Origin of the sequence: Streptomyces sp. NPDC006476 (genome assembly GCF_040612015.1) — a bacterium.
GTDB classification, from domain to species: Bacteria; Actinomycetota; Actinomycetes; order Streptomycetales; family Streptomycetaceae; genus Streptomyces; species Streptomyces griseorubiginosus_B.
The window spans coordinates 1-25,216 of record NZ_JBEXPK010000058.1 but is presented as its reverse complement, the minus strand read 5'-3'; the positions used below and the strand labels follow the sequence as shown (position 1 = coordinate 25,216).

The window sequence follows — 25,216 nt, the reverse complement described above, 5'->3', positions numbered from 1 at the left end:
GGGCCGAGCAGGCCCTGCCACTTCTACTGCTGGGGGGTTGGGGCTCAGCCCTCGACCGTGATGCCCATGGAACGGGCGGTGCCGGCGATGATCTTCGACGCGGCGTCCAGGTCGTTGGCGTTGAGGTCGGGAAGCTTGGTCTGGGCGATCTCGCGGACCTGCGCCTCGGTGATCTTGGCGACCTTGGTCTTGTGCGGCTCGCCGGAGCCCTTCTCGACACCCGCGGCCTTGAGGATCATCTTCGCGGCCGGCGGCGTCTTGGTCACGAAGGTGAAGGAACGGTCCTCGTAGACCGTGATCTCCACCGGGATGACCCAGCCACGCTGCGACTCGGTCGCGGCGTTGTACGCCTTGCAGAACTCCATGATGTTGACGCCGTGCTGACCGAGCGCGGGGCCGACCGGCGGGGCGGGGTTCGCCGCACCGGCGTTGATCTGGAGCTTGATGAGCCCCGTGACCTTCTTCTTCTTGGGAGGCATTACTCTCCGGGTCCTTTCGGTTCGGGTCCTGCCTGCCTACGGGGAGCACCCGAACGCAGGCATACCGCACAACGATAACGGGTATAGATGCGCGGCCAAAAACCGAGCAGGTCAGGCGATCGTGCGAGCGATCGCCTGACCTGGTCGGAAGCTCTGTGCGGCGGAGCCTAGTTCTTCTGGATCTGGTCGAAGGACAGCTCGACCGGCGTCTCGCGGCCGAAGATCTCGACGAGACCCTTGACCTTCTTCGAGTCCGGGTTGATCTCGTTGATGGTCGCCTGCAGCGTGGCGAACGGGCCGTCGGTGACGGTGACCGAGTCGCCCACCTCGAAGTCCAGCACCTGAACCTCGACCTTGCGCTGCGGAGCCGGCTTGCCCTCGGCCTCGGCGGCCTCGCGGGCGGCCTTCTCCTCGGCCTCCGGGGCGAGCATCTTGACGATCTCGTCCAGCGTCAGCGGGTACGGGTCGTAGGCGTTGCCGACGAAGCCGGTGACACCGGGGGTGTTGCGGACGACGCCCCAGGACTCGTTCGTCAGGTCCATGCGGACCAGGACGTAACCCGGCAGCTTGTTCTGCTTGATCGTCTTGCGGTCGCCGTTCTTGATCTGGACGACCTCTTCCTGCGGCACCTCGGCCTGGAAGATGTAGTCCTCGACGTTCAGCGAGACGGCGCGCTGCTCCAGGTTGGTCTTCACGCGGTTCTCGTAGCCGGCGTAGGTGTGGATGACGTACCACTCGCCGGGCAGCGTGCGCAGCTCCTCGCGGAGGGCCTCGACGGGGTCGACCGGCTCGGTCTCCTCCTCGACAGCGGCTTCCTCGACGTGCTCGTCGGCCTCGGAGTCCTCGTCCTCGTCCACGACGTGGACGGCGTCCTCCTCGGCGGCCTCCCCCAGCTCTGCCTCGGCAGCCTCGAACTCGTCCTGCTCGTCCGCGCCCTCGACGATGTCGAGCTCGTCGTCGACAGACTCGTCGGGCTCGATGGCATCGTTCAGGTTCTGCTCAGACACGGTGGCTGCTTCTTCCTGGATACATAGGGGTGGAACACGCGAAAGGGGCGCCGGTAACCACGGCGCCCTTCGCAGTCGGCTCAGCCGAAGACGTACTTGGCGGCGTGGCTGAGTCCATAGTCAATCACGGTCACCAGGGCGATCATGATGGCGACGAAGAAGATCACCACGGTGGTGTACGACGTCAGCTGGTTACGCGTCGGCCAGACGACCTTGCGAAGCTCGGCGACGACCTGCCGGTAGAAAAGGGCAAGCCTCTTGAGCGGACCCTTCTTGGCCCGCTTGCCACCCTTGCGGGCCTTCTTCGTCTCCTGTGCCTCGTCCTGGGCATCAGGCGTGTCGATGGAGCCCACGGCGTCCGCCATTCGTCCTCACCTGTTCCCGGGTCGTGGCCGTGCCGCGCCCGGTCTGAGCCGCACGGCGGTGCGTTGCTGTACGTACATGCGCACACCTGGTGAAGGTGTGTGTAGCAGGGCCGGAGGGACTTGAACCCCCAACCGCCGGTTTTGGAGACCGGTGCTCTACCAATTGAGCTACGACCCTTTGTGTGTCCCCCAACGTACCGCATCCGACCGAGTGCTCGGTGTGCACCGCTCGCGGCGCGGCAGCTGATGGCCAACGAGGTGAGAGTGTACGTGGTCCGGAGCGCCCCGTCGAACAGAAAGTGCCCGTGGGGGCGTTGGCGCCGGAAGATCGCCGTTGAACCCGCGGAAGATCACCCAGGCCACCGCATGATTCCGGACGGGTGTTCAGTGACCGACCCCTGGATGTTCAGTCTGTGAAACCCGCGTGCCCGCCATGTTTCGGGTCTGGAACGATGGGCCCATGAGCGCTGCAACCCCTCCCACCGAGCGCCGGGTCTCCGCCCGAGTCGGCGCGATCTCCGAGTCCGCCACCCTCGCCGTGGACGCCAAGGCCAAGGCCCTCAAGGCCGCCGGGCGTCCGGTGATCGGCTTCGGCGCCGGTGAGCCCGACTTCCCGACCCCGGACTACATCGTCGAGGCGGCCGTCGAGGCCTGCAAGAACCCGAAGTACCACCGGTACACGCCGGCCGGCGGTCTGCCCGAGCTGAAGGCCGCGATCGCCGCGAAGACGCTGCGCGACTCCGGCTGGGAGCCCGACGTCTCGCAGATCCTGGTCACCAACGGCGGCAAGCAGGCCATCTACGAGGCCTTCGCCGCGATCCTCGACCCGGGCGACGAGGTCATCGTCCCCGCGCCGTACTGGACGACGTACCCCGAGTCGATCCGGCTGGCCGGCGGTGTCCCGGTGGAGGTCGTCGCCGACGAGACGACCGGCTACCGGGTCTCCGTCGAGCAGCTGGAGGCGGCCCGCACGGAGAAGACCAAGGTCGTCCTCTTCGTCTCCCCCTCCAACCCGACCGGCGCGGTGTACACCGAGGCCGAGACCGAGGCGATCGGCCGCTGGGCCGTCGAGCACGGCCTGTGGGTGCTGACCGACGAGATCTACGAGCACCTGGTGTACGGCGACGCGAGCGCCGTCTCCCTGCCCGCGCTGCTGCCCGAGCTGCGCGACAAGTGCGTCGTGGTCAACGGTGTGGCGAAGACGTACGCCATGACCGGCTGGCGCGTGGGCTGGGTCATCGGCCCGAAGGACGTGGTCAAGGCCGCGACCAACCTGCAGTCGCACGCCACCTCGAACGTGTCGAACGTCGCACAGGTCGCCGCCCTCGCCGCCGTCTCCGGCGACCTGGAGGCCGTGGCCACGATGCGCGAGGCCTTCGACCGGCGCCGCAAGACGATCGTGCGGATGCTCAACGAGATCGACGGCGTGCTGTGCCCCGAGCCGGAGGGCGCCTTCTACGCCTACCCCTCGGTGAAGGCGCTGCTCGGCAAGGAGATCCGCGGCAAGCGGCCGCAGGACACGGTCGAGCTGGCCGCGTTGATCCTGGAGGAGGCCGAGGTCGCGGTCGTCCCGGGTGAGGCGTTCGGCACGCCCGGGTATCTGCGGCTGTCGTACGCGCTGGGTGACGAGGATCTCGTCGAGGGCGTCAGCCGGATCCAGAAGCTGCTGGCGGAGGCGCAGGACTGACGCGTCGCCGCTGTGCACGGGCCCCTTCGGCTTGAGGGGGCCCGTTGCTTTGTGCGAGCAAGACCACGTTCGGGGATTCCGCTACCAGTACGGCGACGACGTACGGCAGGATCCTGGGATGGAGCGTGTACGTGATCTCTCTGAGCTGCCCAAGGCCCATCTGCATCTGCACTTCACCGGGTCGATGCGGCCGGGGACCGTCCTGGAACTGGCCGACAAGTACGGCGTGCGACTGCCCGAGACGTTGAGCGAGGCACTGACCAGCGGGGAGCCGCCGAAGCTGCGGGCCACGGACGAGCGGGGCTGGTTCCGTTTCCAGCGCCTGTACGACGCCGCGCGGTCGTGTCTCAGAGAGCCCGAGGACATCCGGCGGCTGGTCCAGGAGGCTGCGGAGGAGGACGTCCGGGACGGGGCCGGGTGGCTGGAGATCCAGGTCGATCCGACGTCGTACGCGCCGCGGCTGGGCGGGCTGATTCCGGCGCTCGAGATCATCCTGGACGCGGTGGAGACGACCTCGCGGGAGACGGGCCTGGGCATGCGCGTGCTCGTCGCCGCCAACCGGATGAAGCATCCGCTGGACGCGCGCACGCTGGCCCGGCTCGCGGTGCGGTACGCCGAGCGGGGCGTCGTCGGGTTCGGGCTGTCGAACGACGAACGGCGGGGCATGGCCCGGGACTTCGACCGTGCCTTCCACATCGCGCGGGAGGGCGGTCTGCTGTCGGCTCCGCACGGGGGCGAGCTGACCGGGCCCGCGTCGGTGCGGGACTGTCTGGACGACCTGCACGCCGACCGGATCGGGCACGGGGTGCGGGCGGCGGAGGATCCGCGGCTGCTGAAGCGGCTCGCGGAGCGCGGGGTCACGTGCGAGGTGTGCCCGGCCTCGAACGTGGCTCTGGGGGTGTACGAGAAGCCCGAGGACGTGCCGCTGCGGACGTTCTTCGAGGCCGGTGTGCCGATGGCGCTGGGCGCCGACGACCCGCTGCTGTTCGGTTCCCGGCTGGCCGCGCAGTACGAGATCGCGCGGCACCATCACGGCTTCACGGACGAGGAGTTGGCGGAACTGGCCCGGCAGTCGGTACGCGCTTCGGCGGCGCCGGAGCCGGTGAAGGCGCGGTTGCTGACGGGGATCGACGACTGGCTCAGCGGCCCGGGCGCTTGAAGTGGCCGTACGGCGGATAGGGCTTGAAGCAGATCAGGACGTCCTGGGAGTGGCCGCCGCCGGGTGACTGGACCAGTGCCGGCAGATCCGCCATCAGCGCCGAACGCCCTTCGACCACGTTCTTGTGGCGCGGGCCCCAGCCCGCCGCGTGAGCGAAGGAGGTGGCGCTCTGGGCGAAGACGTCCCTGCTGCCGAACAGGAAGAACGTGTCGGCGTGCGTGGCGTGCCGCAACTCCTCGCGGAAGTCCGCCCGTTCCCGGCGTTCGCGCCACCGTGCGGCGTCCCGGTCCGTACGCGCCTCGTCCGTGCGGGCGGTCAGCGGGGTGCCGTGGCGCAGCCTCCGGCGCAGTTCGGGCCATCGACCGGGGCGCAGGCCGAGGGTGTGGTGGGCGAGGACGAGGTCGACCGGGCGGCCCCAGCCCTCGTCCGGCGGGACCCCCTCGCGCAGGGGCACGTGGACGATCGTGTGGCGGGAGTAGGCGGCGAAGGAGAACAGGCCCGCGAGCCGATTCAGGCCGTCGTGGTCGCCCAGCAGCAGACCGATCGGCTCCGGCGGGCTCAGAAAGGTGTGGCGCAGAGGCAGCCAGGGCTGGACGATCCGGTGCTCGTAGGGACCGGTCCTCGGCCGGAACTCGCGCAACCTCAGTCGCATGCGGCGATTCCGCTCAGCACCGTGCGGGCCATGCGCCGGGCGAAGTCGTCCACGGGGGGCGGCTGCCCGTCGCTCGTGGCGGCGTAGGCGAAGGCGCGCTGTGCACAGGCGCCCAGGAGGAGGGACGCGGCCGCGAAGGTGTCCGCGTCGGGGTGGACGCGGCCGGCCGCCTGTTCGGCGCGGAGGTAGGCGTCGAGGCCCTCGATGGGCTTGTGCGCGCCGGATCCCATCTGCCGCATCGCGTCGTCGTGGCGCTTCTTGAGCTGGGTCTCGGCGTAGAGGGAGGCCGCGATCGGGAAGCTCTGCTCGTAGAACAGGGCCGCCTGCCGGGCGATCTCGGTGAGGTTCTCCTCCAGGGTGTGCCGGCCCGGCTCGGCGGTGAGGGCGCGCAGCAGTGGGCCCAGTCCTGGAAGCCGTTCGCGCAGGACCTCGATGAACAGCTCCTCCTTGCTGCTGAAGTGCTTGTAGAGCGCGGCCTCGGAGCAGTCGGCCGCCCTGGCGATCTCCTTGGTGGTGGCGCGGGCCAGCCCGACGGTGAGCATGAGCTCGTGGGCGGCGTCGAGGATGCGGGCGCGGGCCGGTTTCTGCTGCATGGCGCCCAAGGATCGCATGCCTTGTCCAACGGTTCTTGACGAGTGGGTGAGTACTTACTCACTCTAGGAGGTAATGGGGTGAGTGAGTACTCACCCACCGATGAAGGAATGGGAGTGGATCAATGAACCTCACCGTTTTCGGCGCCACCGGAGGAATCGGGCAGGAGGTCGTCCGGCAGGCGCTCGCCGCGGGCCACCGGGTCACGGCCGTGGTGCGGGATCCGGCCCGGCTCGAGGTGACCGGTACCGGCCTGGAGGTCTTCCGCGCCGACCTCACCGACCCGGAGGCCGTACGCCCCGCGGTCGCCGGCCGGGACGCGGTCCTCTCCGGTCTGGGTGCCCGCAGCCGCAAGGACGCCGGGGTCGCGGCCCGGCTGACCCGTACGGTCCTGCGGGCCATGGAGGTCGAGGGCGTGCGCCGGGTGGTCGTGGTCAGCGCGGCCCCGGTGGGGCCCGAGGCTGAGGGCGACGGACTCCTCGACCGCGGGATGCGCGGGATCGTCTCGGCGCTGCTCAAGGACGTCTACGCCGACCTGCGCGAGATGGAGGACGAGTTGGCTCGCAGCGGCACGGACTGGACGTCCGTACGGCCACCGCGGCTGCAGGACAAGCCCCTCACCGGCTCGTACCGGGTCGTCGTCGGCGGCTTCCCGCGCCGGGGGCGGTTCATCGCGCGGGCGGACGTCGCTCACGCGATGCTGGGCATGATCGATGATCCGGGGACGGTGAAGGAGGGGGTTGGGGTGGCGTACTAGGGGTCGGGGGGTGTGCTGGGCGCTGGGTGGGGCGTGGGTGGGGCGGGGTGGGTTACAAGCTGACGTTCACCGTCACGGGCTCGTTGACCAGCGTGATGCCGAAGGCCTCTCGGACGCCGGTGACGACTTCGCGGGCGAGGGACAGCAGGTCCTCGGTGGTGGCGTCGCCGCGGTTGGTGAGGGCGAGGGTGTGCTTGGTGGAGATGCGGGCCGGGCCGGTGCCGTAGCCCTTGGTGAAGCCCGCCTTGTCGATCAGCCAGGCCGCGGAGGTCTTGGTGTGGCCCTCTCCCGCCGGGTAGGCGGGCGGTTCGGTGCCCTCGCCCAAGTGGGCCCGCACGCGCGCGTGGAACTCGGCGAACTGGTCGTCGGTGAGGATCGGGTTGGTGAAGAAGGAGCCGGCCGACCAGGTGTCGTGGTCCTCGGGGTCCAGGACCATCCCCTTGCCCGCCCGCAGCTTCAGTACGGTGTCGCGGGCCTCCGCCAGGGGGACGCGGTCGCCGGGCTCCACGCCCAGGGCGCGGGCGGTCTCGGCGTACTTGATCGGTGCCGAGAGGCCGTCGGCGTCTTCGAGCTGGAAGCGGACGCGCAGGACGACGTAGCGCTCGGGGTCGGCCTTGAAGCGGCTGTGGCGGTAGGAGAAGGCGCAGTCCTCGTTGGTGAGGGTCACCGTTTCGGCGGTGCGGCGGTCGTAGGCGATGACCTCCGTGATGGTGGAGGAGACCTCCTGGCCGTAGGCGCCGACGTTCTGGATGGGGGTCGCGCCGGCGGAGCCCGGGATGCCGGCCAGGCACTCGACGCCGGCCAGGCCGGCGTCGACGGTGCGGGCGACGGCGTCGGTCCATACTTCGCCGGCGGCGAGTTCGAGGGTCGTGCCCTGCAGTTCGTAGCCGGTGGTGGCGATGCGGAGGGCGGTGCCGTCGAAGCCCTTGTCGGCGATGACCAGGTTGGAGCCGCCGCCGATCAGCAGGAGGGGTGTCCGGGCGGCGTCGGCCTCGCGGACCGCTGAGATCACTTCGGCGTCGGTGGTGGCGGTGATCAGGCGCTTGGCCGGGCCTCCGAGGCGGAAGGTGGTGAGCGGGGCGAGGGGGGCGTCGTGTCGTTCCTGCACGGGCCCAAGGGTATGCCTGCGGCGGCCCGCGCGGGTTCGGTGGGGGCTTGCGTCGCGCACTGCTCGCCGTGGGGGGTCGGTGCCGCGGCGGGGGGTGTCCGTCCTCGGTCGGGCGGTTCTGTTGCTACGGCAGTACTGTCCGCGGACGCCCGACGCTGCGGGCGGACACCCCCCGCCGCGTCCCCTTCTCGCCGTTGCGCCGGTGCGGGCTCGCTGGCCCGCAGGCAGGCATGGGCCCAGTCCTGGAGGACGGGGCCCATGCCTCTCTTGGGTTGCCTCTCTTGGATCAGACGGTTTCCAACTCCGGGGCTGCTTCCGCCGACGGGGTCCGGGTCTTGGTGTGTGCCGTGGTCCTCCTCGGGATCAGCAGGGTCGCCACGGCGGCTGCGGCGACGACTGCCGAGCCGGTGACCAGGGCTGGCTGCAAGCCGTCGACGAAGGTCTGGGCGGTGGCGTAGCCGCCCTGCGACGAGAAGATCGAGGACATGATGGCGATGCCCAGCGCCCCGCCCACCTCGCGCAGTGCGTTGTTCGCGCCGGAGGCTATGCCCTGTTCCTTGGGACGGACGCTGGACATGACCAGGTTGGAGGCGGGGGCGAAGAAGAGGCCCATGCCGATGCCGCTGACGATCAGGGCGGGCAGCTGCGTGGCGTAGGAGACGCCCGGCGTCACGACGGTCGCCATCCAGCCGAGGCCGAGAGCCTGGAGGAAGAGGCCCGTCGCCACTACGGGGCGGCCGCCGATGCGGTCCGAGAGGATGCCGGCGACGGGCGCCACCAGCATCGGCATGCCGGTCCAGGGCAGCATCCGCAGTCCCGCCTCGGTGGGCGAGTAGCCGAGCACACCCTGCATGAACTGGCTGAGCAGGAAGATCGAGCCGAACATGCCGAGGAACATCAGGAGGCTCGCTGCGTTGATGCCGGAGAAGGCCCGGGAGCGGAACAGGCGCATCGGGAGCATGGGGTTCTTGGCGCGCAGGCTGTAGAGGATGAAGGCGGTCAGGAGCGCGGTGCCCGCGAAGAGGCCGGTGAGGACGAGGGCGCTGGTCCACCCGTCCGCCGGGCCGCGGACCAGGCCGTAGACGATGCCGAAGAGGCCGCCGCTGGCGAGGAGGGTGCCGGTGATGTCGAGGGGGGCACCGGTGCCGTACGACTCGTTCAGACGGAGGCGGGCCAGGGGCAGGACCGCGATGCCCAGCGGGACGTTCAGCCAGAAGATCCAGTGCCAGGAGACGTGCTCGGTGAGGCTGCCGCCGATGAGGGGGCCGGAGGCCACGGCGAGGCCGTTGACGGCACCCCAGATGCCGTAGGCCATGCCGCGCCTGGCAGCCGGGACGGCGGCGGTGAGCAGGGTGAGGGTGAGCGGCATCATGATCGCCGCGCCGACGCCCTGGACGGCGCGGGCCGCGATCAGGGAGTCGATGCCGGTGGCCATGGCGGCCGCGGCGGAGGCGCCAGTGAAGACGGTGAGGCCGACGAGGAACATACGGCGCCTGCCGAAGCGGTCACCCAGGGCCGCGCCGAACATGAGGAGGACGGCGAAGGTGAGGGTGTACGCGCTGACCGTCCACTCCAGGTCGCCCAGGGCTCCGCCGAGGTCCTTGCGGATCGAGGGGAGGGCGGTGGTGACTACCAGGTTGTCGAGGGCCGCCATGAATCCGGCGACGCTGGTGATGACGAGGGCCCAGACAGTTCCCCCGCGACGATGTGGTGCGGTCTGCTGCTCTGACATCGCTCCCCCAGAGGGTTGTTTTGGTTGGTCTCGCTGACCTTATTAGTTATTGATCACTAAGTTTTGCGGGCAAAAAGAGGTGGCTTGGGTATCTTCCGCTTGGGCTACTTCTCCAGGCGGCCCTTGAGCTGCGCCTCCGGATAGAGGCCCTCCCACACCCTGTGCTCGGGCGGGAACCCCATGGCCACCAGGCAGTTGATGAGCATGCCGTACGCGAGGAACGTCGTCGTCTCGCCGACGTCCGCGCCCAACGGCACGTGAAGCGCGTCCCACAGGCGCATCCAGCCTGCCCGTACTTCCTCGCCGAGCTCGTGGTCGCCGGCCTGCTCGGCGGCGGCCACGGTGACGTACATCTGCATCTGCATCAGCAGTTGCTCAGGCTGTTCGGCGATGACCTTCGTGTACGCGTTGGCCATGGCCCGGACGGCTTCCTCGCCCTCCAGTCCCTTGGCGGCCTCCTCGAACATGCGGATGGTGTCCTCCACGCACCGCTGGGCGGCGGCGAGGAAGATCGCCTTCTTGCCCGGGAAGAGCCGGAAGAGGTACGGCTGCGAGACACCCACCCGCTTGGCGATCACCTCGGTCGAGGTGCCGTAGTAGCCCCCGCGGGCGAACTCGGCGGTCGCCGCGCGGATGACGCTCTCACGTCGCTCTTCTGCGCTCATCCTGACCATGAGAGAAAGTTAGTACTCAATCACTAACTTCGTCAAGGGGTGGGGGTCGGGGGATGCGCGGACTTGTTCAGAAGGCTTTTCGAGTATCGGAAGGCTTTCGGGTAAGGGGCGTCCTCCATGGAGGTGCGCCCCTTACTCACGGCAGGCGCGTGTGTGGCATTGGCGCAGGCGGCACGCGCGTGTGTGGCATTGGCGCAGGCGGCACGCGCGTGTGCCTCATGCCAGGCGTACGACCGCCCGCGACATGCCCAGCACCTTCTGGCCGGCGCTCGTCGCGGTGAGGTCCACCCGGACCGTGTTGTCGTCGAGCTTGGCGGCCACCTTGGCGCTGACCTCGATCAGGGCGCCCTGGTCGTCGTTGGGGACGACGACGGGCTTGGTGAAGCGGACGCCGTATTCGACGACCGCGCCCGGGTCGCCGGTCCAGTCGGTGACCACCCGGATCGCCTCGGCCATCGTGAACATGCCGTGCGCGATGACGTCCGGCAGGCCCACCTCCTTGGCGAACTTCTCGTTCCAGTGGATGGGGTTGAAGTCACCGGAGGCGCCCGCGTACTGGACGAGCGCGGCGCGGGTTACGGGGAAGGACTGGGCCGGCAGTTCGGTGCCGATCTCGACGTCGTCGTATGCGATCTTCGCCGTCATCGGGTTCTCACGCCTCCTCTGCCGCGCGCGCGACCAGCTTCGTCCAGGCGGTCACCACGTGCTCGCCCGCCTCGTCGTGGACCTCGCCCCGGATGTCGAGGATGTCGTTGCCGGCCAGGGACTTGATCGCCTCGATGGTGGAGGTGACGGTGAGCCGGTCGTCGGCCCGCACCGGGCGGACGTAGGAGAACTTCTGGTCGCCGTGCACCACGCGGCTGTAGTCCAGGCCGAGTTGCGGGTCCTGGACGACCTGTCCGGCCGCCTTGAAGGTGATGGAGAACACGAAGGTCGGCGGGGCGATGACGTCGGGGTGACCAAGCGCCTTGGCCGCCTCCGGGTCCGTGTACGCGGGGTTGGTGTCCCCCACCGCCTCGGCGAACTCGCGGATCTTCTCCCGGCCCACCTCATAGGGGTCGGTGGGCGGGTAGCTCCGCCCCACGAAGGACTGGTCGAGCGCCATGGCTCGCTACCTCCTGCTGGTGTCTGCGGGGTGTGTGCGGGGTGGCTGGTGGCTGGTGGCTGGCGGTTAGCGGCCGGTGGTCTGTCGCCGTGGCCTGTCGCCGGTGGCCTGTCGCCGATGGGCTGTGGCTTGTGGCGTGTGGCCAGTCGGAACCGGTCGGTAACCGAGGCTCAAACGACGCGAGGCCGCCCCCGACTATGGGGGCGGCCTCGCGAACGAGCCTGATTTATCGCGTCTCGCGGTGCGCGGTGTGCGCGTTGCAACGCGGGCAGTGCTTCTTCATCTCAAGACGGTCCGGGTTGTTGCGCCGGTTCTTCTTGGTGATGTAGTTCCGCTCCTTGCACTCCACGCAGGCCAGCGTGATCTTCGGGCGGACGTCGGTGGCAGCCACGTGAGTGCTCCTTGACGAACGGATGGGACGGGTTTAACGCATAGAAGAGTAGCCGATCGAAGGACCGACCCCGCAATCGGCTACTGTCAGTAGCGGTGACCGGACTTGAACCGGTGACACAGCGATTATGAGCCGCTTGCTCTACCGACTGAGCTACACCGCTGCGATGCGATCCGTTCCCGCCTCGCGACGGGAACCTCACACACCAGAGCCCCAATACGGAATCGAACCGTAGACCTTCTCCTTACCATGGAGACGCTCTGCCGACTGAGCTATTGGGGCGAGCGATGAAGACATTACACGGTCCGCCGCCGTTCACCCAAATCCGTTTCGCGGCCCCCGTACCGGCCTGTCCGGTCGGTGGGGGCGGGGTGCGCCGCGGCCCGTCCGACCGCCCTCCCACCAGCCTCTCCAGGCCCCTTTCGTCTGGCGGACCACACCGGTACGACTATTGCGCTCCTCCCTGTGATGGGCGGATCGCCACCCTAGGCTCGACTCACTCTGCGTGATCTTGCGTCCCCCTGCGCAGTCCCGAGCCCCTGGAGCGCGATGCCCGACAGCCAGCCGCAGCCGCCCCACTCGTCGTCATCGGCGTCGTCTTCGTCCGGCGCACCAGGCCCCGTGGGTTCCTCAGGTTCCTCTGGTTCCTCGGGTTCCTCGGGATCTTTGGGCCGGAGTGATTCGGGGGCGCTCCTGCTGTGCGGGGCCCGGCTGACGGATGGGCGCACCGTGGACGTACGGCTCGGCGGCGGGCGGATCGAGGCGGTCGGTACGGCGGGGAGCCTGGCGGTGGGCGGTACGCGCGCGTGCGGTGCGCGTGTGGATCTCAGCGGCTATCTGCTCCTGCCGGCCCCTGCCGAACCGCACATCCACGGCGACACCGCCCTCTCGGCCGACGGGGACGGCCCCGCCTCCCACGACCCGCAGGATGTCCAACGACGAGCCACCGAGGCCGCGTTGCTGCAGCTGGGGCACGGGGCGACCGCAGCGCGGGCACACGTGCGTGTGGGCGACGTCCAGGGTCTCGGTGCGCTGGCCGCCGTACTGCAGGCCCGGCGTTCGCTGCGCGGGCTGACGGAACTGACCGCCGTGGCGGTGCCGCGGCTGCTGACCGGGGTCGCCGGGGCCGACGGGCTGGCCGTGCTGCGGGACGCGCTGAAGATGGGTGCGTCCGTGGTGGGCGGCTGCCCGGATCTGGACCCCGATCCGACCGGGTATGTGGAGGCGGTCCTCGAGGTCGCCTCCGAGCACGGCTGTCCTGTGGACCTGCACACCGACGCCGACGACCCGGCCCGCCTGGCCCGTCTTGCCGCGATGGCCGGGGGCCTGCGGCCGGGCGTGACCCTCGGTCCGTGCGGCGCCCTGGCCCGTCTCCCCACCGAGACGGCCACCCGCACCGCCGACCAGCTCGCCGCCGCCGGGGTGGCGGTGGTGTGTCTCCCCCAGGGCGGCTGCGGCGCCACCGACCACCGCGGCACGGCTCCGGCACGGCTGCTGCGCGCTGCCGGGGTGCGCGTCGCGGCGGGCAGCGGCGCGTTGCGGGACGTGTCGAATCCGGTCGGCCGCGGTGATCCCCTGGAGGCCGCGTACCTGCTGTCCTCCCGCTACGGCCTGCGCCCCGAGGACGCGTACGACGCGATCAGCTCCTCGGCACGTGCGGTTCTAGGCCTGCCCGAGGTCCGAGTGGAGGCGGGGTTCCCGGCCGAACTGCTGGCCGTGAGGGGGGACCGGCTGCCCGGTGCTCTGTCCCTCGCGTACAGCCGAATCGTGGTGCACCGGGGGCGCGTGGTGGCCCGGACGAGCGCGGTACGGGAGTACTGCAGCTCCGCCGCCGCCGTCGAGTTGGGGTTGCCTCGGCAGGGGCGCGGATTGGCGTGAGGGGGAGGGCGGGCGCGCTGGAATGGGCGGGCCGTATGAGGCTGCCCTAGGTCGTCGGGTTGTGTGGCACTGGTTTTGCGCTGAGGGGCGTACGCCGGAGCGTGCGTGTGCATTGGGGGCGCACGAAGTGGAGGCGCGCTCCGGGCGTGCAGGGCGGGGCAGGGGCGTGTGAAGTGGGTGCGCGCGCTGTGGCGCACGCCCCGGGGTGGGTGTCGGCGCTTTGAGCGGTGCGCGGCTTGAGCGTTCGCGCCGGGCTTGCGCGCGAGACTTCCGTTGGAAGCTGGCGTGGGACCGCGCCCGTGCGCCGAGAGGGCGGCGCTCCCGTCCGGCCGGCGCCGACGGGGCGCGCAGCCACAGCGCATGCGCTCCGAGCGCGCACCATACACGTACGCGCCAGGCGCACACGACGCGAGCTCGGGCGCCCGGCGCACACCCGGGTAGGCCATGGCGCTCGGCGCACACGCGTCAGAACCATGTGCCGAGCGCGCGCAACCCGAGCCGGTGCACGCGGCGCATACGCATCAGCTCGCGCGCCGAGCGTGCACAACACCAGCTCGTAGGCTCCGCGCGTGCGCCCCAGCATGCGCCTGTACGGCCCGCCTGTACGCCCAGTCCCTTCGCCCCGCGCCTGCGCTGCGGGCGTGCGCCCTGGGGCGTGGCTCAAGTCGTGCGGCGGATGCGGCCGTCCGGGCGTACGGTCGGAGACATGCGCATTGTCATCGCTGGAGGTCATGGTCAGATCGCACTGCGGCTGGAGCGGCTGCTCGCCGCGCGCGGAGACGAGGTAGCCGGGATCATCCGTCACGCCGAGCAGGGCGACGACCTGCGGGAGGCCGGTGCCGAACCGGTGCTGCTGGATCTGGAGTCGGCCTCGGTCGAGGAGGTCGCCGAGTCCCTGCGCGGCGCCGACGCGGCGGTCTTCGCGGCGGGCGCGGGCCCCGGCAGCGGAGTGGCCCGTAAGGACACCGTCGACAAGGGGGCGGCGGTGCTGTTCGCGGACGCGGCGGTTCGGGCGGGCGTACGACGGCACGTGATCGTTTCGTCGATGGGAGCCGACCCCGCACACCAGGGGGACGGCGTGTTCGACGTCTATCTGCGGGCGAAGGGCGAGGCGGACGCGTACATCCGGAATCTGGACGCGCTCGACTGGACGATTTTGCGCCCCGGTTCACTGACGAACGACGCCGGCACCGGCCTCGTACGGCTGGAGGCGCACACGGGCCGCGGTGCTGTCCCGCGCGACGATGTGGCCGCCGTACTGGCGGAGTTGGTGGACACTCCCGCGACGGCGGGGCTGACCCTGGAGCTGGTCGGCGGGGCGACGCCGGTCTCGGTGGCCGTGAAGTCGATCGCCGGCAATTGAGGAGGACGGACGACGCCTGCAATTGAGGACGGCGGACGCGGGAGGCCCTGCCGAGCAGGCGGTCGTAAGCGATCCGACGCGGTCAGAACAGGGGCAGTTGGCCGGGCATCTCGGGGATGACGTAGCCGTCCAACGACGGTTGCGCGGCGTCCGGTTGGGCCGGTCGGCGTGAGCCGGGGCAGGACACCAGTCCGCCGGTCTCGCGGGCGCCGGGCGGGTCGTGCCGGGCGAACCGGCCGGCGACGACGGCGATCTCGCGTCGGCATTCGGGGCAGTGTCTGCGACGAGTGGACATGGGGTCAGTGTGCCCCGGGGCCCGCCGAGTTGATCGTCAGCCGATATAGGGGGACATACGCGTCCGGTCCGCCGCGTGGGTGATGCGCAGGCGCATGGTCGGGTGGATGTCGAGTTCGGAGAGGGCGGCCGGGTCGACCCAGCGGACCTGGGTGGTCTCGCCGCTGGTGCGCAGTTCGCCGCCGGTGGGGCGCGCCCGGAAGCAGAGGCTGAACTGCTGGCGGACCTCCCCGTCGTCGTACCGCATGACGTGTCCGGGGTCGGTGTAGATGCCGGACAGGTCGACGACCTCGACCTGGATCCCGGTCTCCTCCCACACCTCGCGTACGACCGTCTCGCTGATGGACTCGCCGAGGTCGTGGCCGCCTCCGGGCAGCGCCCAGCGGCCGTTGTCGGAGCGCTGGACCAGGAGGATGCGCCCGCCGTCGTCACGCACGAAGGCGACGACGGCGGGTACGACGGAGGTGGCCGGAGGGGCGTCCGGGTCGTGGAAGTAATCGGTGCGGCCCATGGGCCTTACCTACCCGCATTCCGACCCCGCGCGCGGGCGGACATCCCCCGGTGCTCCACTGAGCTCACCTCTTCGGTTTTCCGCCGCCCCTCCCTCCTCGGTTCTTCCTCTTCGGCCCTCCACCGGGCTCTCACGAGATCCGACGCCGTAGCCACCCAGCCCCTTCTTGCTTAAGTCAATCAACTGACTTGGCTTCGTCGGATCGTGCATGCCCGATGCCCAACGCCGCCTACGGAGGCCCGACCATGCCCCACACACTCCCCCGACCCGCCGACGACGGGGTGGTGTCCGCAGCGCCGCGGGCCAATGCCGTCGTAGCGGTCCTGGCCTTCGGCGGGATCGTGGTCTCGCTGATGCAGACCCTGGTGATCCCGATCGTCCCGGAGCTGCCGAAGCGGGCTCGCCGGTCTGGTGCGGTCCGCGGACAGCGGGGCTCCGGTCGCCGACGCGATGGTCATCGTGACCGATGTGCGCGGGGAAGTGCTGGCGACCGGACAGACGGACGTACTGGGCGAGTTCACGGTCACCGACCTGGTGCCGGGGACGGTGACCCTGGCCGTCAACTCCCCCAAGCACCGCCCGCTGGCCCTGCCCGTCGAGATCGGCGCCACGGGCACCACGCGGGTCGAGGTGGAACTCCGGCCGGGCGCCCACGTCCGGGGCACGGTCCGCGGAGGCGGCGCCCCATTGAGCGACGCCCGCGTGACCCTCGTCGACGCGGCGGGCAACGTGATCGCCACGACCCGCACCGACGTCGACGGCGCCTACGCCTTCTCCGACCTGGACAGTGGCGCGTACACAGTCATCGCGACGGGCTACCCGCCGCGAGCGGCGACGGTGACGGTCTCGGGGAGCGACGCCGACGAACACGACATCGAACTCGCGCACAGCGCGGAGTAGTTCGGCGCGGGCGGGAGTGAGTGGGCGAGAGGGGGGTGGCCGGGGACTGTCCGGCCACCCACCGAGCGGGGCGACCGACACGACCCACGCAGCCCACACGCAAAGACCCCCTCCGCTCTGCGTCTCCGCAGAATAGAGGGGGTCCCTTTCTCAGCGTGGCGGCGCCAGGATTCGAACCTGGGAAGGCTGAGCCGGCAGATTTACAGCGGGCCGATCACCAGCCATCTGACCTGGCGATATGGCTAGTCGGCGCCCCCTCGGGGGACATCTGGGGGAATCGGCCCGCGAATGGACCGCACACTAGTAACCGCCCTCCAACCTATTAGCCGCGCGCTCCGCTTTGTCCGCCGCCACTTGGATCAGCCGAGCGCGATCCGGAAGGTTCTCAAGACTGCTTGACAACGTGCTGACTGCTCGGCCCGCTCTCACAGCTGCCTGTTGCAGCATCTTGGCGTCATCGGAAAGCCCCGATAGGTCCTGCGCAGCGTCAGCAAGCGTCTGGGCGCTGTCCTGCAAGTGCGACAGCGTTCGGGCCGCCTCAGCCAAGATGAACGCCGTGTCTTGGAGATGGGCGAGGTTACTGGCAGACCGACTGAGCGAGCTGATCTCGTCCCCTGAAAGACCAAATCCATGGACGCGCGGGTCTGCTAGTTCCTTGAGCGTGACCTTGAGCAAGGACGCGAGCTCTGGTGCCGACTTCGCGAACTCGTCCAGCGCAGGCTCGATACGATCGACAAGAGCTGTTTGAGCCTCACTGATCATTTCGCCAAGACGCTGCTCGGTCAGATCGCCTAAGCCCGCCAGAGCGCTCACGCCGTCGCTTTCACGTTCGCGCTTCCAGCGTTCCAGTAGCCCTACGGGGTACTGATCGCTGTTTGGACCGTCGATCTCGGTGTGATGTGGGTGGCACAGAAGGATGAGGTTGGCGAAGCTGTTCCGCTCGCTGACTGTCATGGCTGAGTGGGCGCGCTTCCCTCCATCCTCGAACGCCCGGATGTGGGCGATCTCTAGGTTCAGGCGAGGTGCGTCGTTGACCATCCGGACGGTTGGCACTCCGCAGTCTGGCCAATAGCACCCGCCTCTGGCCAGGGTCATGAGTCCAGCGATCGTTGCATTGCTGTAGGTGCGTCGCGGCTTCTTCGCCACTGAACCCCCTCGTGGTTGATGACCGAACTGGACCGTGCCACGCGCAAGCACTCCGCGCAGGGCGAGTTCCGGCCAGTCAGCGCAAAGGACCGAGTGCGCCTCCTAACCAGTGGCCCGCCCTTCGAACCACTGGTGTTCTTCGGGGCCCTCGAAGCGACAGAATCTGACCATGGATTCGGGTATAGCAGCGGTCCTTGGGGCTGCGGTCGGAGCCGCAGGCACGGTGGCTGCGGGTTTGGTGTCAGGGTGGGCAAGCCGGTCAACAACCCGCCTTCAGCTTCGAGCAGAGCATGTTCGGTTGTTGAGGGAGCCAAGACGCTCTGCCTACCTCAGATACGCCGAGCGCTATCACGCAATCTACGGGCAACTTTCTGACGCTGAGGTGCACCTACGTGACGCACTAGATCTTGACAACGATGAACGACACGACGATCTCGAAGACGCTCGCCGTCTGATCCGCGAGGCCGACACGCTGCTGGACAACGGCACGGAAGAGCTGGCGGTTGCAGTCCAAGTTGAAGGCCCGTCTGCTGTCCGAGAGGCCGTGATTGCGGCCAACTCGCGGCTCCACAGCCACAGAGTTGTCACCAAGAGGATGCTGCACGCTCTGATGGCGGGCGAAGCCACACAGGAGCAGATGGAGCAGTTGAGAGAGATTGAGAGTGCCAGCTGGGACGCCTACGACACATTTGTTGATGCTGTCTCGGTAACGCTTCAGGCCGACGGCATCTCGACCACGCTGTAGCGCAGCTTATGCACCCGGACGCATAGCAGCATGGATCAAGAAGACCACGAGGAAGGCCCAGCTCGAAGAAGGCGGCACGGCGGCCGCGCAGCGCCTAGTCCAGCATCCCCAGGGCTGTGTCTGGCTGGCACTGCGGGCACGCCTTGACCCCGTCGACGAGCGCGCGCCGTGCGTGGTCGCGGGTGATGCCCTGGCTGCGCTTGCCGGCGTTCCAGCAGTCCCCCACGTGCACGTACACCGGTGCGGCGTGCCGGTTTAGTCCGACCTCGATGAGCCACTCTGGCGCCGGCGGGCGGGCCTGGACGCCATGCTGCCGCTCGGCCTCGCGGCGTTCCTCTTCGAGAATCCAGCGGCGGGTACGGGCGAGGTCTCGTTCCTGCACCCGCTCGAGGAAGCGGAGCAGTGCGAGTCTCGACGACACCGGATCGTTCACATGTTCGATTCTAGGAGCTAAGGTCACGGGCGCACCTTCGGGGGCACGGGAGGCCATTGTGGAGCGCATGCACGCCGAGGAACTGCGGCAGCACGGCATCGACCAGGCATCCCTCCCGTCTGCGCCCGGGACGGAGCCGACGCGTCAGGAATTCCCCACCCGGTTGAATACCTTGCCGCCCGCACCCTGCGCGAGGTGTAGCGAGGCTGGGATCACCACAAACGTCACAGACGCTGGCGACGGCCCACGCTGGCTCGACCTGTGCTGGCCGCATGCCCGCGAGCTGGCGCATCCCTATCACCGGCCGACGACTATCGAGGAGATCCTCGACGCGATCCTCGAGGTGGCGAAGGAGGTCGCGGCCGAGATGGGGCTGAGCGTCCCGCTGCGCATCTGGACGGACGAGGAGGGTTGACACGATGAGCACGCCGGCCGACCCGGAACGCTTTCACCTCACCCTGTCCGCCGCCGGAGGTCCGACCATGCACGGCTGGTGGGGGCGCGAGGTGACGGCACGCAGCAAGTTTTCGCCCTGGGTGGGCAGTTGGGGCCGACCTGGCACGCGCATCATCCTCGTCGACGAGTAGGAGGGCGCGGCGCTGACGATTTGGTCGGACCAAGGCCGATCTGCCGCCGCGCTCAGGACCATGACTCACTGGGATCAAGCTGCCCGCATCAAGACAGGCAGACACTCCTCGTTGTACCGTGACAGCGGCGTTGGAGTCGGCTCAGGAGGAAGCGTGCAGGAGTCACGCCCACCAGATCACGAGCAGATCAGCATCGTGTTTGTCGGCTCGTTCAATCCTAAGATTTTTCAGCCAGCATGGTTTGCGGCACAAGAGCTAATTCGCCCGGAAGAAGCGAATGAGGCTGACGTACAAGTAATCAGTAACGACGTCTCAATTTTTGAAACAAGCTGGTTTCGCCTGGAGGCCCTCAACGACAGGTGGATGCTTCTTAGCCGCGCTACGCCTGCCCTTGAGACAATTCGCGACCTATCAGAGTCAACCTTTCGAATCTTGAGACATGCACCGATTCAGAAGGTTGGGCTCAACGCGCACGCACATTTTGCGATGCCCAGTCGTGAAGCGCTAGATGCCTTTGGACACGCTCTAGCACCCAAAGAGGATTATTGGCGTCCAGTCATGCGGGATCCACGTCTACAATCATTGACAATTGTCGACGAACGCACGGACGACCATAGTGGCGTCGTGCGCGCAAAGGTTGAACCATCAGCAAGGGTTCCAGGCGGCCTCTTCGTCGACATCAACGATGAATATCACGACACAGATTCGCTATCGGCGGACTGGGCGGTAGAGCTCTTGAATGAAGAATGGGATAACCACCGAGATAGAGTTATTTCAATTCGGGAGAACATCGTCACCAAAGCTTGGGAGATGAGATGACAGTCACCGCCGCAGAATCGTCGCCCGGCGATAGCTTCACTGACGTTACTGTCAACGAAGTAACAAGGATCCCTGAGCCCACGGTTCTTCCTTCGTCAACTTTGGCTAAACTGAATGAGGAAACTCCTACGACCGATAGGCCGCAGGAGTCGACTAAGCGAGTCAGGAACAATTCATTCCGCAGGATCGAACGCCGCCGCGACAGCAAGCAATTCATTCCCCTTGCTCGATGGGAAGGGACAGTCATCGAACGCTATGAGACATACTTCGTAGCGGAAGTCATTGATCTCAACACTGACGAGTCTGCCACCGCTGAGTTCGAGATCGGTGAGGTTACGCCCGGCGATCTGCACCTCTGCGAGCCGGGCGCATTGTTCTACTGGACTATCGGCTACGACGTAAAAGAGGGCGGCCAGCGTAGCCGCACTTCCGTCCTCCATTTTCGACGTCTAGGCCGCATCGCGGATTGAGTAACCAGCTTGACCATCGGCGCATCCATGCAAGGGGTTGTTTTCACTCCACCGGATACCGGCCAAGTCGAGATTAGCGTTTTTGGCCCCGGAGTAGGAGAATGCATTGTCGTTCACCTAGGTGATTCGGAATGGATGGTTGTCGACTCCTGCGTTCGGCCAGGGTCGAGGACGCCTATCGCAGTAGAATACTTGCAGCAACTAGGCGTGAACGTGGCGGACTGCGTCAAGACTGTCGTTGCCACACACTGGCACGATGACCACGTTAAGGGGATTTCCCATCTCCTAGGCGAAGCTGTAAATGCTCGCTTTTACGCCGCGAACGTTTTCCGGCATGACGAGTTTCTAGCTATCGCCCGCCGCAGACACTTAGCGTCCAGATTCACCTCTGGCGTTGACGAACTAGCAAAGGTTCGAGAGATCGTCGCCCAGCGGAAAAATACAGGGGGCGGATCGATGGAACTCGTTAGTGCTGTCAATAGGATATCCTCCACCCCGAACAGGGCTGTACGAGAGATCTGGGCCCTTAGCCCGTCTGCCGAGGACGCTGAGCGCGGAATCGAGCACGTCGCATCACTTGTAGAAACACTTGCTGGAAAAGCCGCCAGACTCCCGAGTCTCCCGCCGAACGATGTGAGTGTCGTCCTCCATCTCGAAACCGTGGTCGGTAGCATACTTCTTGGGGGGGATCTGGAACATCACCCCGGAACAAGAACGCGTGGTTGGCATGCAATCCTTGATCATCCAGGGCGTCCGGACACCAAAGCAGCGTTCTACAAGATTCCCCATCACGGCTCGGAAAACGCTGATTGCCCGGAGATTTGGGAGCACCTACTGGCGCGGCAGCCCGTATGTGTCCTGACCCCCTTCGAAAGGGGAAAGACTCCCCTTCCTCGCCAGTCAGACATTGCCCGCATCCGTTCAAATGTGGACAGAGTATTTGTAACCAGCGCACGCAGATATGCCAGCGTGCGAAGAGAGAAGGGTGTAGAAAAGGTCATCCGAGAGGCCACTCGCGCATACGCCCCTAATACGCTAAGAATGGGACATATTCAAGCGAGGCTCGTGAACGGTGAATGGGAATTGAGAGGGAACGAAGCTGCCGTCATCCTGTGAAACAGCGCTGCGTCTGGCAGCGGATGACACTCGCGCAAACCCTTCATTCAATGGCGACACGCTGGAGCAGGTCATCGAGGCGAAGTGACCGCCGACGCGGTCCATTTTCAGACGTTGTCAGCACACCCCAGTGGAACACTGCCGCGCTGGGCAGACTGGCAGGCGAAGAGAAACCGCCTCGTGCGCCGTCTGGCGCTGAACTGGGGGACTTGTGATCGTCCGGCACTTCCTCGACGAAGATGATGAACTGACCCAGTACCTCGACCAGCAGCTCAACACTCCGTTGGACTGGCCAGAGAATGGGGAGCTGAACACCACGCACGTCACAAAGATTGCTGCCGCGACAGCCTGCGACGTCTCGTACAACCAAGCGGCCAACGGCCACCTGGTCGACCTCTTCGCTGCGCTTCCTCTGCCAGGCACGCCCGAAGGGCGTCAGTTCTGGCGTTCGCTGAAGGATGCGGGGGGCCATGCCGCCGCGTATGTTGATCCCGCCAACGCCGGTGGTCCTTTCTTCAGCTACCTGATCAAAGGGAACGAAGCAAGCATTGCTGCCCGCGTGCTGGACTTTCTGGGAAGGCTCGACGACCAGCAGCGCGATGCCGTGACCGAAGTCATCGGCGGCGCGCTGGACCGCGGCACGTTCGTAGCAAACGGGCGATACCTAGGGTCGTTGTGGATGCGTGACGCCGAGATCACTGCATGGCATGTCCTGCTTGCCAGTCGCCGGACTCAGCAGGCCGAGGACGACCGGAAGCGTTTCCTCGACGCGTGGAGCAACGCCTAAGCGCTACCGATCAATCACGCCAGAGCACTACGAGGGGTCCTGGTCGTTTTCAGGGCCCCTCGTACAACCGGGCCTACAGGCTGTCGAGGAACTTCAGCATGGAGCTACGCAGCCCCGGCGCTACAGCGATGGTGGCAGTCGACCGCAAACTGTGCGGCGCGCCGTCCAGATCCATCACGGCTGCGCCGGCCTCCCTGGCGATTGCGACTCCAGCAGCCATGTCCCAAGGATGGTTGCTCAATGCGATGCTGGCGTCGAGCTTACCGGCAGCAACCCAGGCCAGGTCGATTGCGGCAGAGCCCAACATTCGTACTCGCAAAGCCCGTTCAGCAAGCATGCGCGTCAGAGCAAGGCGACGGATGTTTCGCTCGTTGGCTCCAACACCCACGGCGTAGTCGCCGATCGCAACGATGGCCTCATGCATCGCCGTCGTTCGGCTTGGCCCGATCGGTTCGTCGTCCACGTAGGCGCCGTGGCCTTCAGCAGCTCGGAAACGGTGCCGCATAAATGGCAGATCGATTGCGCCGAGGACCGAGCGGTTGTCCTCAACGAGACCCAGGGACACCGCGCACAACGGTAGGCCATTGACAAGATTTGCCGTTCCGTCGACGGGATCGAGAGCCCAGGTGAGTGGTCCGTTAATCCCCGCACCACCGCTCTCCTCTCCGAGAAAACCGATCTCTGGGGTCTCCTTCCGCAAGAAGTCGCGCACTCGCTCCTCAACCGCCAGGTCGATCTCAGAGACCATGTCCCGATCACCCTTGGAGCGGACCGCACCCACAGCCATCTCGGTGACCAGTGAGGACGCCTGGTCAAGGGCCGCGTCGGCGATCTGCAACAGGGGTGCCAAGTCAGCCATTCAGTTCCCGCCTTTCCCACAAGGTATCGAATATCTGCCCGAAAGTCGGATAGAGGCCGCCTGCCAGCCGACGCTTGCGGATCAGAAACGTAGGCGAGTCGACGCCGCGAGTCTGAGGCAGATAGGGCTGGGCAACGCACAGTTGCCCGTCGATCAGGGTGATGTTGAACCGTATGGGTTCGTCGTAGACCCCGACCTTGACTCGCTCGGCTGCCTCGGGACCGAGTCGGCCAGCCACCCGCTCTTGCAGGATGGTCATGTTGAGCGCCGTAAGCGCTGATAGGCGCCCCTCGGGATAGCCTTCTTCTTGCTCGCGTTCCTTGACGAAATGGCCATACGGCTTTAGGAACAGAGCGGTGAGCGTCGTACCGTTCTCGACGAGTTGCCTGAGCTTGGCTTCCGAGTAGGACTGGCAAAGGAGGTTCAGGGAAAGGCCCGCGATGCGGATGTCCTTGGCCTCATCGAAGAGATCCGACGCAGACACCTTTGCCTGAAACTCTGAACGGCTCGCGTAGACGCCGGCCAGGTCCGCGAACTGGTCACCGACTATCTGCGTCAGAGCATCGCGGGGCTCGCCATCGACCAGGCCGGGAGCGGCCCGTCTGACCATCAATTCCGCAGCGACCAGGACATCGCCTGGCGGGGTGGCTGTCGTTTCCCATGACTCAAGCGCCTCTGCGCTCACACTCCAGTCGAGCATGCTCGACAACAGCTCTGCGAACTCAGCCTGGCTGAGACCCTGAGCCCGGCGGGCGGCAGCCAGCTGGTTGCGCGCTAACTCTCCAAGATCCGGGCGATATGACGCCCTGTCATGCAATGACACGACCTTGCCCGCACTGCCCTTGTTCACTACGTCCCCCTCAACCATGGTCTAGTCACTGGCCGCCTTACGAAGGCGCCCCGATCCGTCTTCGCTCTTCAACGGCGCCTTGTCGCGCGGGTACGGCTGGCCTACCCGCCCATACAGTTCGATCAACTGTGCCTGAAGAACGGCAACCGATCGACGGAGGTCTGCGATCTCCGCTCGCAGATCTTCCACAGCATCGCGATCACTGCCCGGCTCCAAACCCTCGAGGTGCTCCTGGATTCGTTGGAACCCCTCCGTCAGCTCATCAAGAGTCAGTCGCTCAGTGGTGGACTCCTCAGGCGTGGCACGGACAAAGACGGCCTTACCAGGCTGCCCATACACGAGCCCTTCTTCTCTGAGGATCCTGATGGCGTCTCGAACGACGGTGGTGGAGACGCCATGGGCCTTGACTAGCTGCGACGCAGAGGGCAGTGCCGTTCCGACCGCTAGCGTCCCGCCCGCGATCTGCGAACGCAGGTCGTCTGCAAGCCGCTTGTAAGCCGGCCCCTCTTGCAAATCCGCCATACCGGCACCTTTCTGCTCGTACCTCCTGCACTAACTACAGCTAGTGCAGCACACCTGAAGCCAGGGAGCCAGGAGCCGTTGACAACCTCATGTACTAGGTGCAACCTAGTGCATGAGGTTGAGGCCCGGTGAGACATAGCTCCGGACGAGACCCGCGGTTGTTTGAGAACTGAAGAGTGATCGTGCGGGGCTGACGCGAGAGCGGCGGTCACGGCAGGTGCCTAGGGCG

30 protein-coding genes, 3 tRNA genes and 1 pseudogene are annotated in these 25,216 nt (G+C 67.1%); 13 read left to right on the top strand and 21 right to left on the bottom strand.

The features are described 5' to 3' along the window. Window positions 1–44 precede the first annotated feature (44 nt). The 4 genes from rplK to ABZZ74_RS40345 form a co-directional block, all read right to left on the bottom strand. Entirely contained in the window at window positions 45–479 is a 435-nt protein-coding gene (gene rplK, locus ABZZ74_RS40360) for a 50S ribosomal protein L11 (RefSeq protein ID WP_037858373.1), read from the bottom strand. A 167-nt stretch (window positions 480–646) separates the two neighbouring features. Beyond that, window positions 647–1,486, bottom strand: coding sequence for a transcription termination/antitermination protein NusG (gene nusG / locus ABZZ74_RS40355; RefSeq protein WP_356949133.1), 840 nt, complete (start codon window positions 1,484–1,486; stop codon window positions 647–649). Window positions 1,487–1,566: 80 nt separating this feature from the next. Continuing rightward, window positions 1,567–1,851, bottom strand: coding sequence for a preprotein translocase subunit SecE (gene secE / locus ABZZ74_RS40350; protein WP_133043307.1), 285 nt, complete (start codon window positions 1,849–1,851; stop codon window positions 1,567–1,569). A 105-nt stretch (window positions 1,852–1,956) separates the two neighbouring features. Further along, window positions 1,957–2,029, bottom strand: a tRNA-Trp gene (locus ABZZ74_RS40345). A 282-nt stretch (window positions 2,030–2,311) separates the two neighbouring features. On the opposite strand from ABZZ74_RS40345, the gene ABZZ74_RS40340 reads away from it, so the two are divergent. Further along, window positions 2,312–3,538 carry a pyridoxal phosphate-dependent aminotransferase gene (locus ABZZ74_RS40340; RefSeq protein WP_356949132.1) on the top strand — a complete coding sequence of 409 codons (1,227 nt, stop codon included), beginning with the start codon at window positions 2,312–2,314 and terminating at the stop codon, window positions 3,536–3,538. A 118-nt stretch (window positions 3,539–3,656) separates the two neighbouring features. Then, window positions 3,657–4,697 carry an adenosine deaminase gene (locus ABZZ74_RS40335; RefSeq protein WP_356949131.1) on the top strand — a complete coding sequence of 347 codons (1,041 nt, stop codon included), beginning with the start codon at window positions 3,657–3,659 and terminating at the stop codon, window positions 4,695–4,697. Here the strand turns inward: ABZZ74_RS40335 and ABZZ74_RS40330 are convergent. Next, window positions 4,678–5,349 (bottom strand): hypothetical protein, encoded by a 672-nt coding sequence (locus ABZZ74_RS40330; RefSeq protein ID WP_356949130.1) that lies wholly within the window; start codon window positions 5,347–5,349, stop codon window positions 4,678–4,680. The genes ABZZ74_RS40335 and ABZZ74_RS40330 overlap by 20 nt on opposite strands. Then, window positions 5,340–5,942, bottom strand: a complete 603-nt coding sequence (locus ABZZ74_RS40325) for a helix-turn-helix domain-containing protein (RefSeq protein ID WP_356949129.1) — start codon at window positions 5,940–5,942, stop codon at window positions 5,340–5,342. The genes ABZZ74_RS40330 and ABZZ74_RS40325 overlap by 10 nt, the downstream gene beginning before the upstream one ends. 122 nt (window positions 5,943–6,064) lie before the next feature. Here ABZZ74_RS40325 and ABZZ74_RS40320 point away from each other — a divergent pair, with 122 nt between their 5' ends. Continuing rightward, window positions 6,065–6,697, top strand: coding sequence for an NAD(P)H-binding protein (locus ABZZ74_RS40320; protein WP_356949128.1), 633 nt, complete (start codon window positions 6,065–6,067; stop codon window positions 6,695–6,697). Window positions 6,698–6,749: 52 nt separating this feature from the next. On the opposite strand, the gene ABZZ74_RS40315 is transcribed toward ABZZ74_RS40320, so the two are convergent. The 8 genes from ABZZ74_RS40315 to ABZZ74_RS40280 all read right to left on the bottom strand — a co-directional run bounded on the left by ABZZ74_RS40315 (window position 6,750) and on the right by ABZZ74_RS40280 (window position 11,989). Further along, entirely contained in the window at window positions 6,750–7,805 is a 1,056-nt protein-coding gene (locus ABZZ74_RS40315) for a UDP-N-acetylmuramate dehydrogenase (RefSeq protein ID WP_356949127.1), read from the bottom strand. A gap of 286 nt (window positions 7,806–8,091) precedes the next feature. Continuing rightward, window positions 8,092–9,537 (bottom strand): DHA2 family efflux MFS transporter permease subunit, encoded by a 1,446-nt coding sequence (locus tag ABZZ74_RS40310; protein ID WP_356949126.1) that lies wholly within the window; start codon window positions 9,535–9,537, stop codon window positions 8,092–8,094. A gap of 104 nt (window positions 9,538–9,641) precedes the next feature. After that, window positions 9,642–10,211 (bottom strand): TetR/AcrR family transcriptional regulator, encoded by a 570-nt coding sequence (locus tag ABZZ74_RS40305; RefSeq protein ID WP_356949125.1) that lies wholly within the window; start codon window positions 10,209–10,211, stop codon window positions 9,642–9,644. A 216-nt stretch (window positions 10,212–10,427) separates the two neighbouring features. After that, entirely contained in the window at window positions 10,428–10,856 is a 429-nt protein-coding gene (locus ABZZ74_RS40300) for a MaoC family dehydratase (RefSeq protein WP_356949124.1), read from the bottom strand. A 7-nt stretch (window positions 10,857–10,863) separates the two neighbouring features. Beyond that, window positions 10,864–11,316: a MaoC family dehydratase N-terminal domain-containing protein gene (locus tag ABZZ74_RS40295; protein WP_356949123.1), complete on the bottom strand. Its 453-nt coding sequence runs from the start codon at window positions 11,314–11,316 to the stop codon at window positions 10,864–10,866. Between the two features lie 226 nt (window positions 11,317–11,542). Beyond that, entirely contained in the window at window positions 11,543–11,707 is a 165-nt protein-coding gene (rpmG, locus tag ABZZ74_RS40290) for a 50S ribosomal protein L33 (protein ID WP_003948671.1), read from the bottom strand. Between the two features lie 90 nt (window positions 11,708–11,797). Then, window positions 11,798–11,870: transfer RNA gene (locus tag ABZZ74_RS40285), tRNA-Met, on the bottom strand. A 46-nt stretch (window positions 11,871–11,916) separates the two neighbouring features. Further along, window positions 11,917–11,989 (bottom strand) — tRNA-Thr (locus ABZZ74_RS40280). 267 nt (window positions 11,990–12,256) lie between these two features. Here ABZZ74_RS40280 and ABZZ74_RS40275 point away from each other — a divergent pair. Together ABZZ74_RS40275 and ABZZ74_RS40270 are read left to right on the top strand one after the other, a co-directional pair. Next, entirely contained in the window at window positions 12,257–13,585 is a 1,329-nt protein-coding gene (locus tag ABZZ74_RS40275; RefSeq protein WP_356949122.1) for an amidohydrolase family protein, read from the top strand. A 706-nt stretch (window positions 13,586–14,291) separates the two neighbouring features. Continuing rightward, a complete protein-coding gene (locus ABZZ74_RS40270; protein WP_356949121.1) occupies window positions 14,292–14,948 on the top strand; it encodes an SDR family oxidoreductase in 657 nt (218 codons plus the stop codon). 82 nt (window positions 14,949–15,030) lie between these two features. On the opposite strand, the gene ABZZ74_RS40265 is transcribed toward ABZZ74_RS40270, so the two are convergent. Both ABZZ74_RS40265 and ABZZ74_RS40260 read right to left on the bottom strand, forming a co-directional pair. Continuing rightward, entirely contained in the window at window positions 15,031–15,243 is a 213-nt protein-coding gene (locus ABZZ74_RS40265) for a hypothetical protein (RefSeq protein WP_356949120.1), read from the bottom strand. A 36-nt stretch (window positions 15,244–15,279) separates the two neighbouring features. Beyond that, a complete protein-coding gene (locus ABZZ74_RS40260) occupies window positions 15,280–15,753 on the bottom strand; it encodes an NUDIX domain-containing protein (RefSeq protein ID WP_356949119.1) in 474 nt (157 codons plus the stop codon). A gap of 393 nt (window positions 15,754–16,146) precedes the next feature. On the opposite strand from ABZZ74_RS40260, the pseudogene ABZZ74_RS40255 reads away from it, so the two are divergent. After that, window positions 16,147–16,653 (top strand): annotated as a pseudogene (locus tag ABZZ74_RS40255) (carboxypeptidase regulatory-like domain-containing protein); the annotation flags it as partial. Window positions 16,654–16,953: 300 nt separating this feature from the next. On the opposite strand, the gene ABZZ74_RS40250 reads toward ABZZ74_RS40255, so the two are convergent. Continuing rightward, complete coding sequence (locus ABZZ74_RS40250) at window positions 16,954–17,691, bottom strand: HNH endonuclease signature motif containing protein (RefSeq protein ID WP_356949118.1); 738 nt, start codon at window positions 17,689–17,691, stop codon at window positions 16,954–16,956. Between the two features lie 277 nt (window positions 17,692–17,968). Between ABZZ74_RS40250 and ABZZ74_RS40245 the strand changes: the two genes are divergently transcribed. Further along, a complete protein-coding gene (locus ABZZ74_RS40245) occupies window positions 17,969–18,544 on the top strand; it encodes a hypothetical protein (protein WP_356949117.1) in 576 nt (191 codons plus the stop codon). Between the two features lie 94 nt (window positions 18,545–18,638). On the opposite strand, the gene ABZZ74_RS40240 is transcribed toward ABZZ74_RS40245, so the two are convergent. Beyond that, on the bottom strand, window positions 18,639–18,977 hold the full coding sequence (locus tag ABZZ74_RS40240; protein ID WP_356949116.1) for a DUF6233 domain-containing protein: 339 nt from the start codon (window positions 18,975–18,977) through the stop codon (window positions 18,639–18,641). 67 nt (window positions 18,978–19,044) lie between these two features. Here ABZZ74_RS40240 and ABZZ74_RS40235 point away from each other — a divergent pair, with 67 nt between their 5' ends. From ABZZ74_RS40235 to ABZZ74_RS40210, 6 genes are all read left to right on the top strand, one after another. After that, complete coding sequence (locus ABZZ74_RS40235) at window positions 19,045–19,392, top strand: hypothetical protein (RefSeq protein ID WP_356949115.1); 348 nt, start codon at window positions 19,045–19,047, stop codon at window positions 19,390–19,392. Between the two features lie 4 nt (window positions 19,393–19,396). After that, complete coding sequence (locus ABZZ74_RS40230) at window positions 19,397–19,564, top strand: hypothetical protein (RefSeq protein WP_356949114.1); 168 nt, start codon at window positions 19,397–19,399, stop codon at window positions 19,562–19,564. 153 nt (window positions 19,565–19,717) lie between these two features. Further along, window positions 19,718–20,383 (top strand): hypothetical protein, encoded by a 666-nt coding sequence (locus tag ABZZ74_RS40225; protein WP_356949113.1) that lies wholly within the window; start codon window positions 19,718–19,720, stop codon window positions 20,381–20,383. Then, window positions 20,380–20,853, top strand: a complete 474-nt coding sequence (locus ABZZ74_RS40220; protein WP_356949112.1) for a hypothetical protein — start codon at window positions 20,380–20,382, stop codon at window positions 20,851–20,853. The genes ABZZ74_RS40225 and ABZZ74_RS40220 overlap by 4 nt, the downstream gene beginning before the upstream one ends. Window positions 20,854–20,880: 27 nt before the next feature. Next, window positions 20,881–21,969, top strand: a complete 1,089-nt coding sequence (locus ABZZ74_RS40215; RefSeq protein ID WP_356949143.1) for an MBL fold metallo-hydrolase — start codon at window positions 20,881–20,883, stop codon at window positions 21,967–21,969. Window positions 21,970–22,180: 211 nt separating this feature from the next. Continuing rightward, window positions 22,181–22,756, top strand: a complete 576-nt coding sequence (locus tag ABZZ74_RS40210) for a hypothetical protein (protein WP_356949111.1) — start codon at window positions 22,181–22,183, stop codon at window positions 22,754–22,756. A 73-nt stretch (window positions 22,757–22,829) separates the two neighbouring features. Here the strand turns inward: ABZZ74_RS40210 and ABZZ74_RS40205 are convergent, their stop codons facing one another. Genes ABZZ74_RS40205 through ABZZ74_RS40195 form a run of 3 tightly spaced genes read right to left on the bottom strand, consistent with a single transcriptional unit; the run spans window position 22,830 to window position 24,987 of the window. Continuing rightward, window positions 22,830–23,615 carry an inositol monophosphatase family protein gene (locus ABZZ74_RS40205; protein WP_356949110.1) on the bottom strand — a complete coding sequence of 262 codons (786 nt, stop codon included), beginning with the start codon at window positions 23,613–23,615 and terminating at the stop codon, window positions 22,830–22,832. Next, a complete protein-coding gene (locus ABZZ74_RS40200) occupies window positions 23,608–24,465 on the bottom strand; it encodes a DUF5919 domain-containing protein (protein WP_356949109.1) in 858 nt (285 codons plus the stop codon). The genes ABZZ74_RS40205 and ABZZ74_RS40200 overlap by 8 nt, the downstream gene beginning before the upstream one ends. Before the next feature lie 21 nt (window positions 24,466–24,486). Next, entirely contained in the window at window positions 24,487–24,987 is a 501-nt protein-coding gene (locus tag ABZZ74_RS40195) for a GntR family transcriptional regulator (RefSeq protein WP_356949108.1), read from the bottom strand. Between the last annotated feature and the right edge of the window lie 229 nt (window positions 24,988–25,216).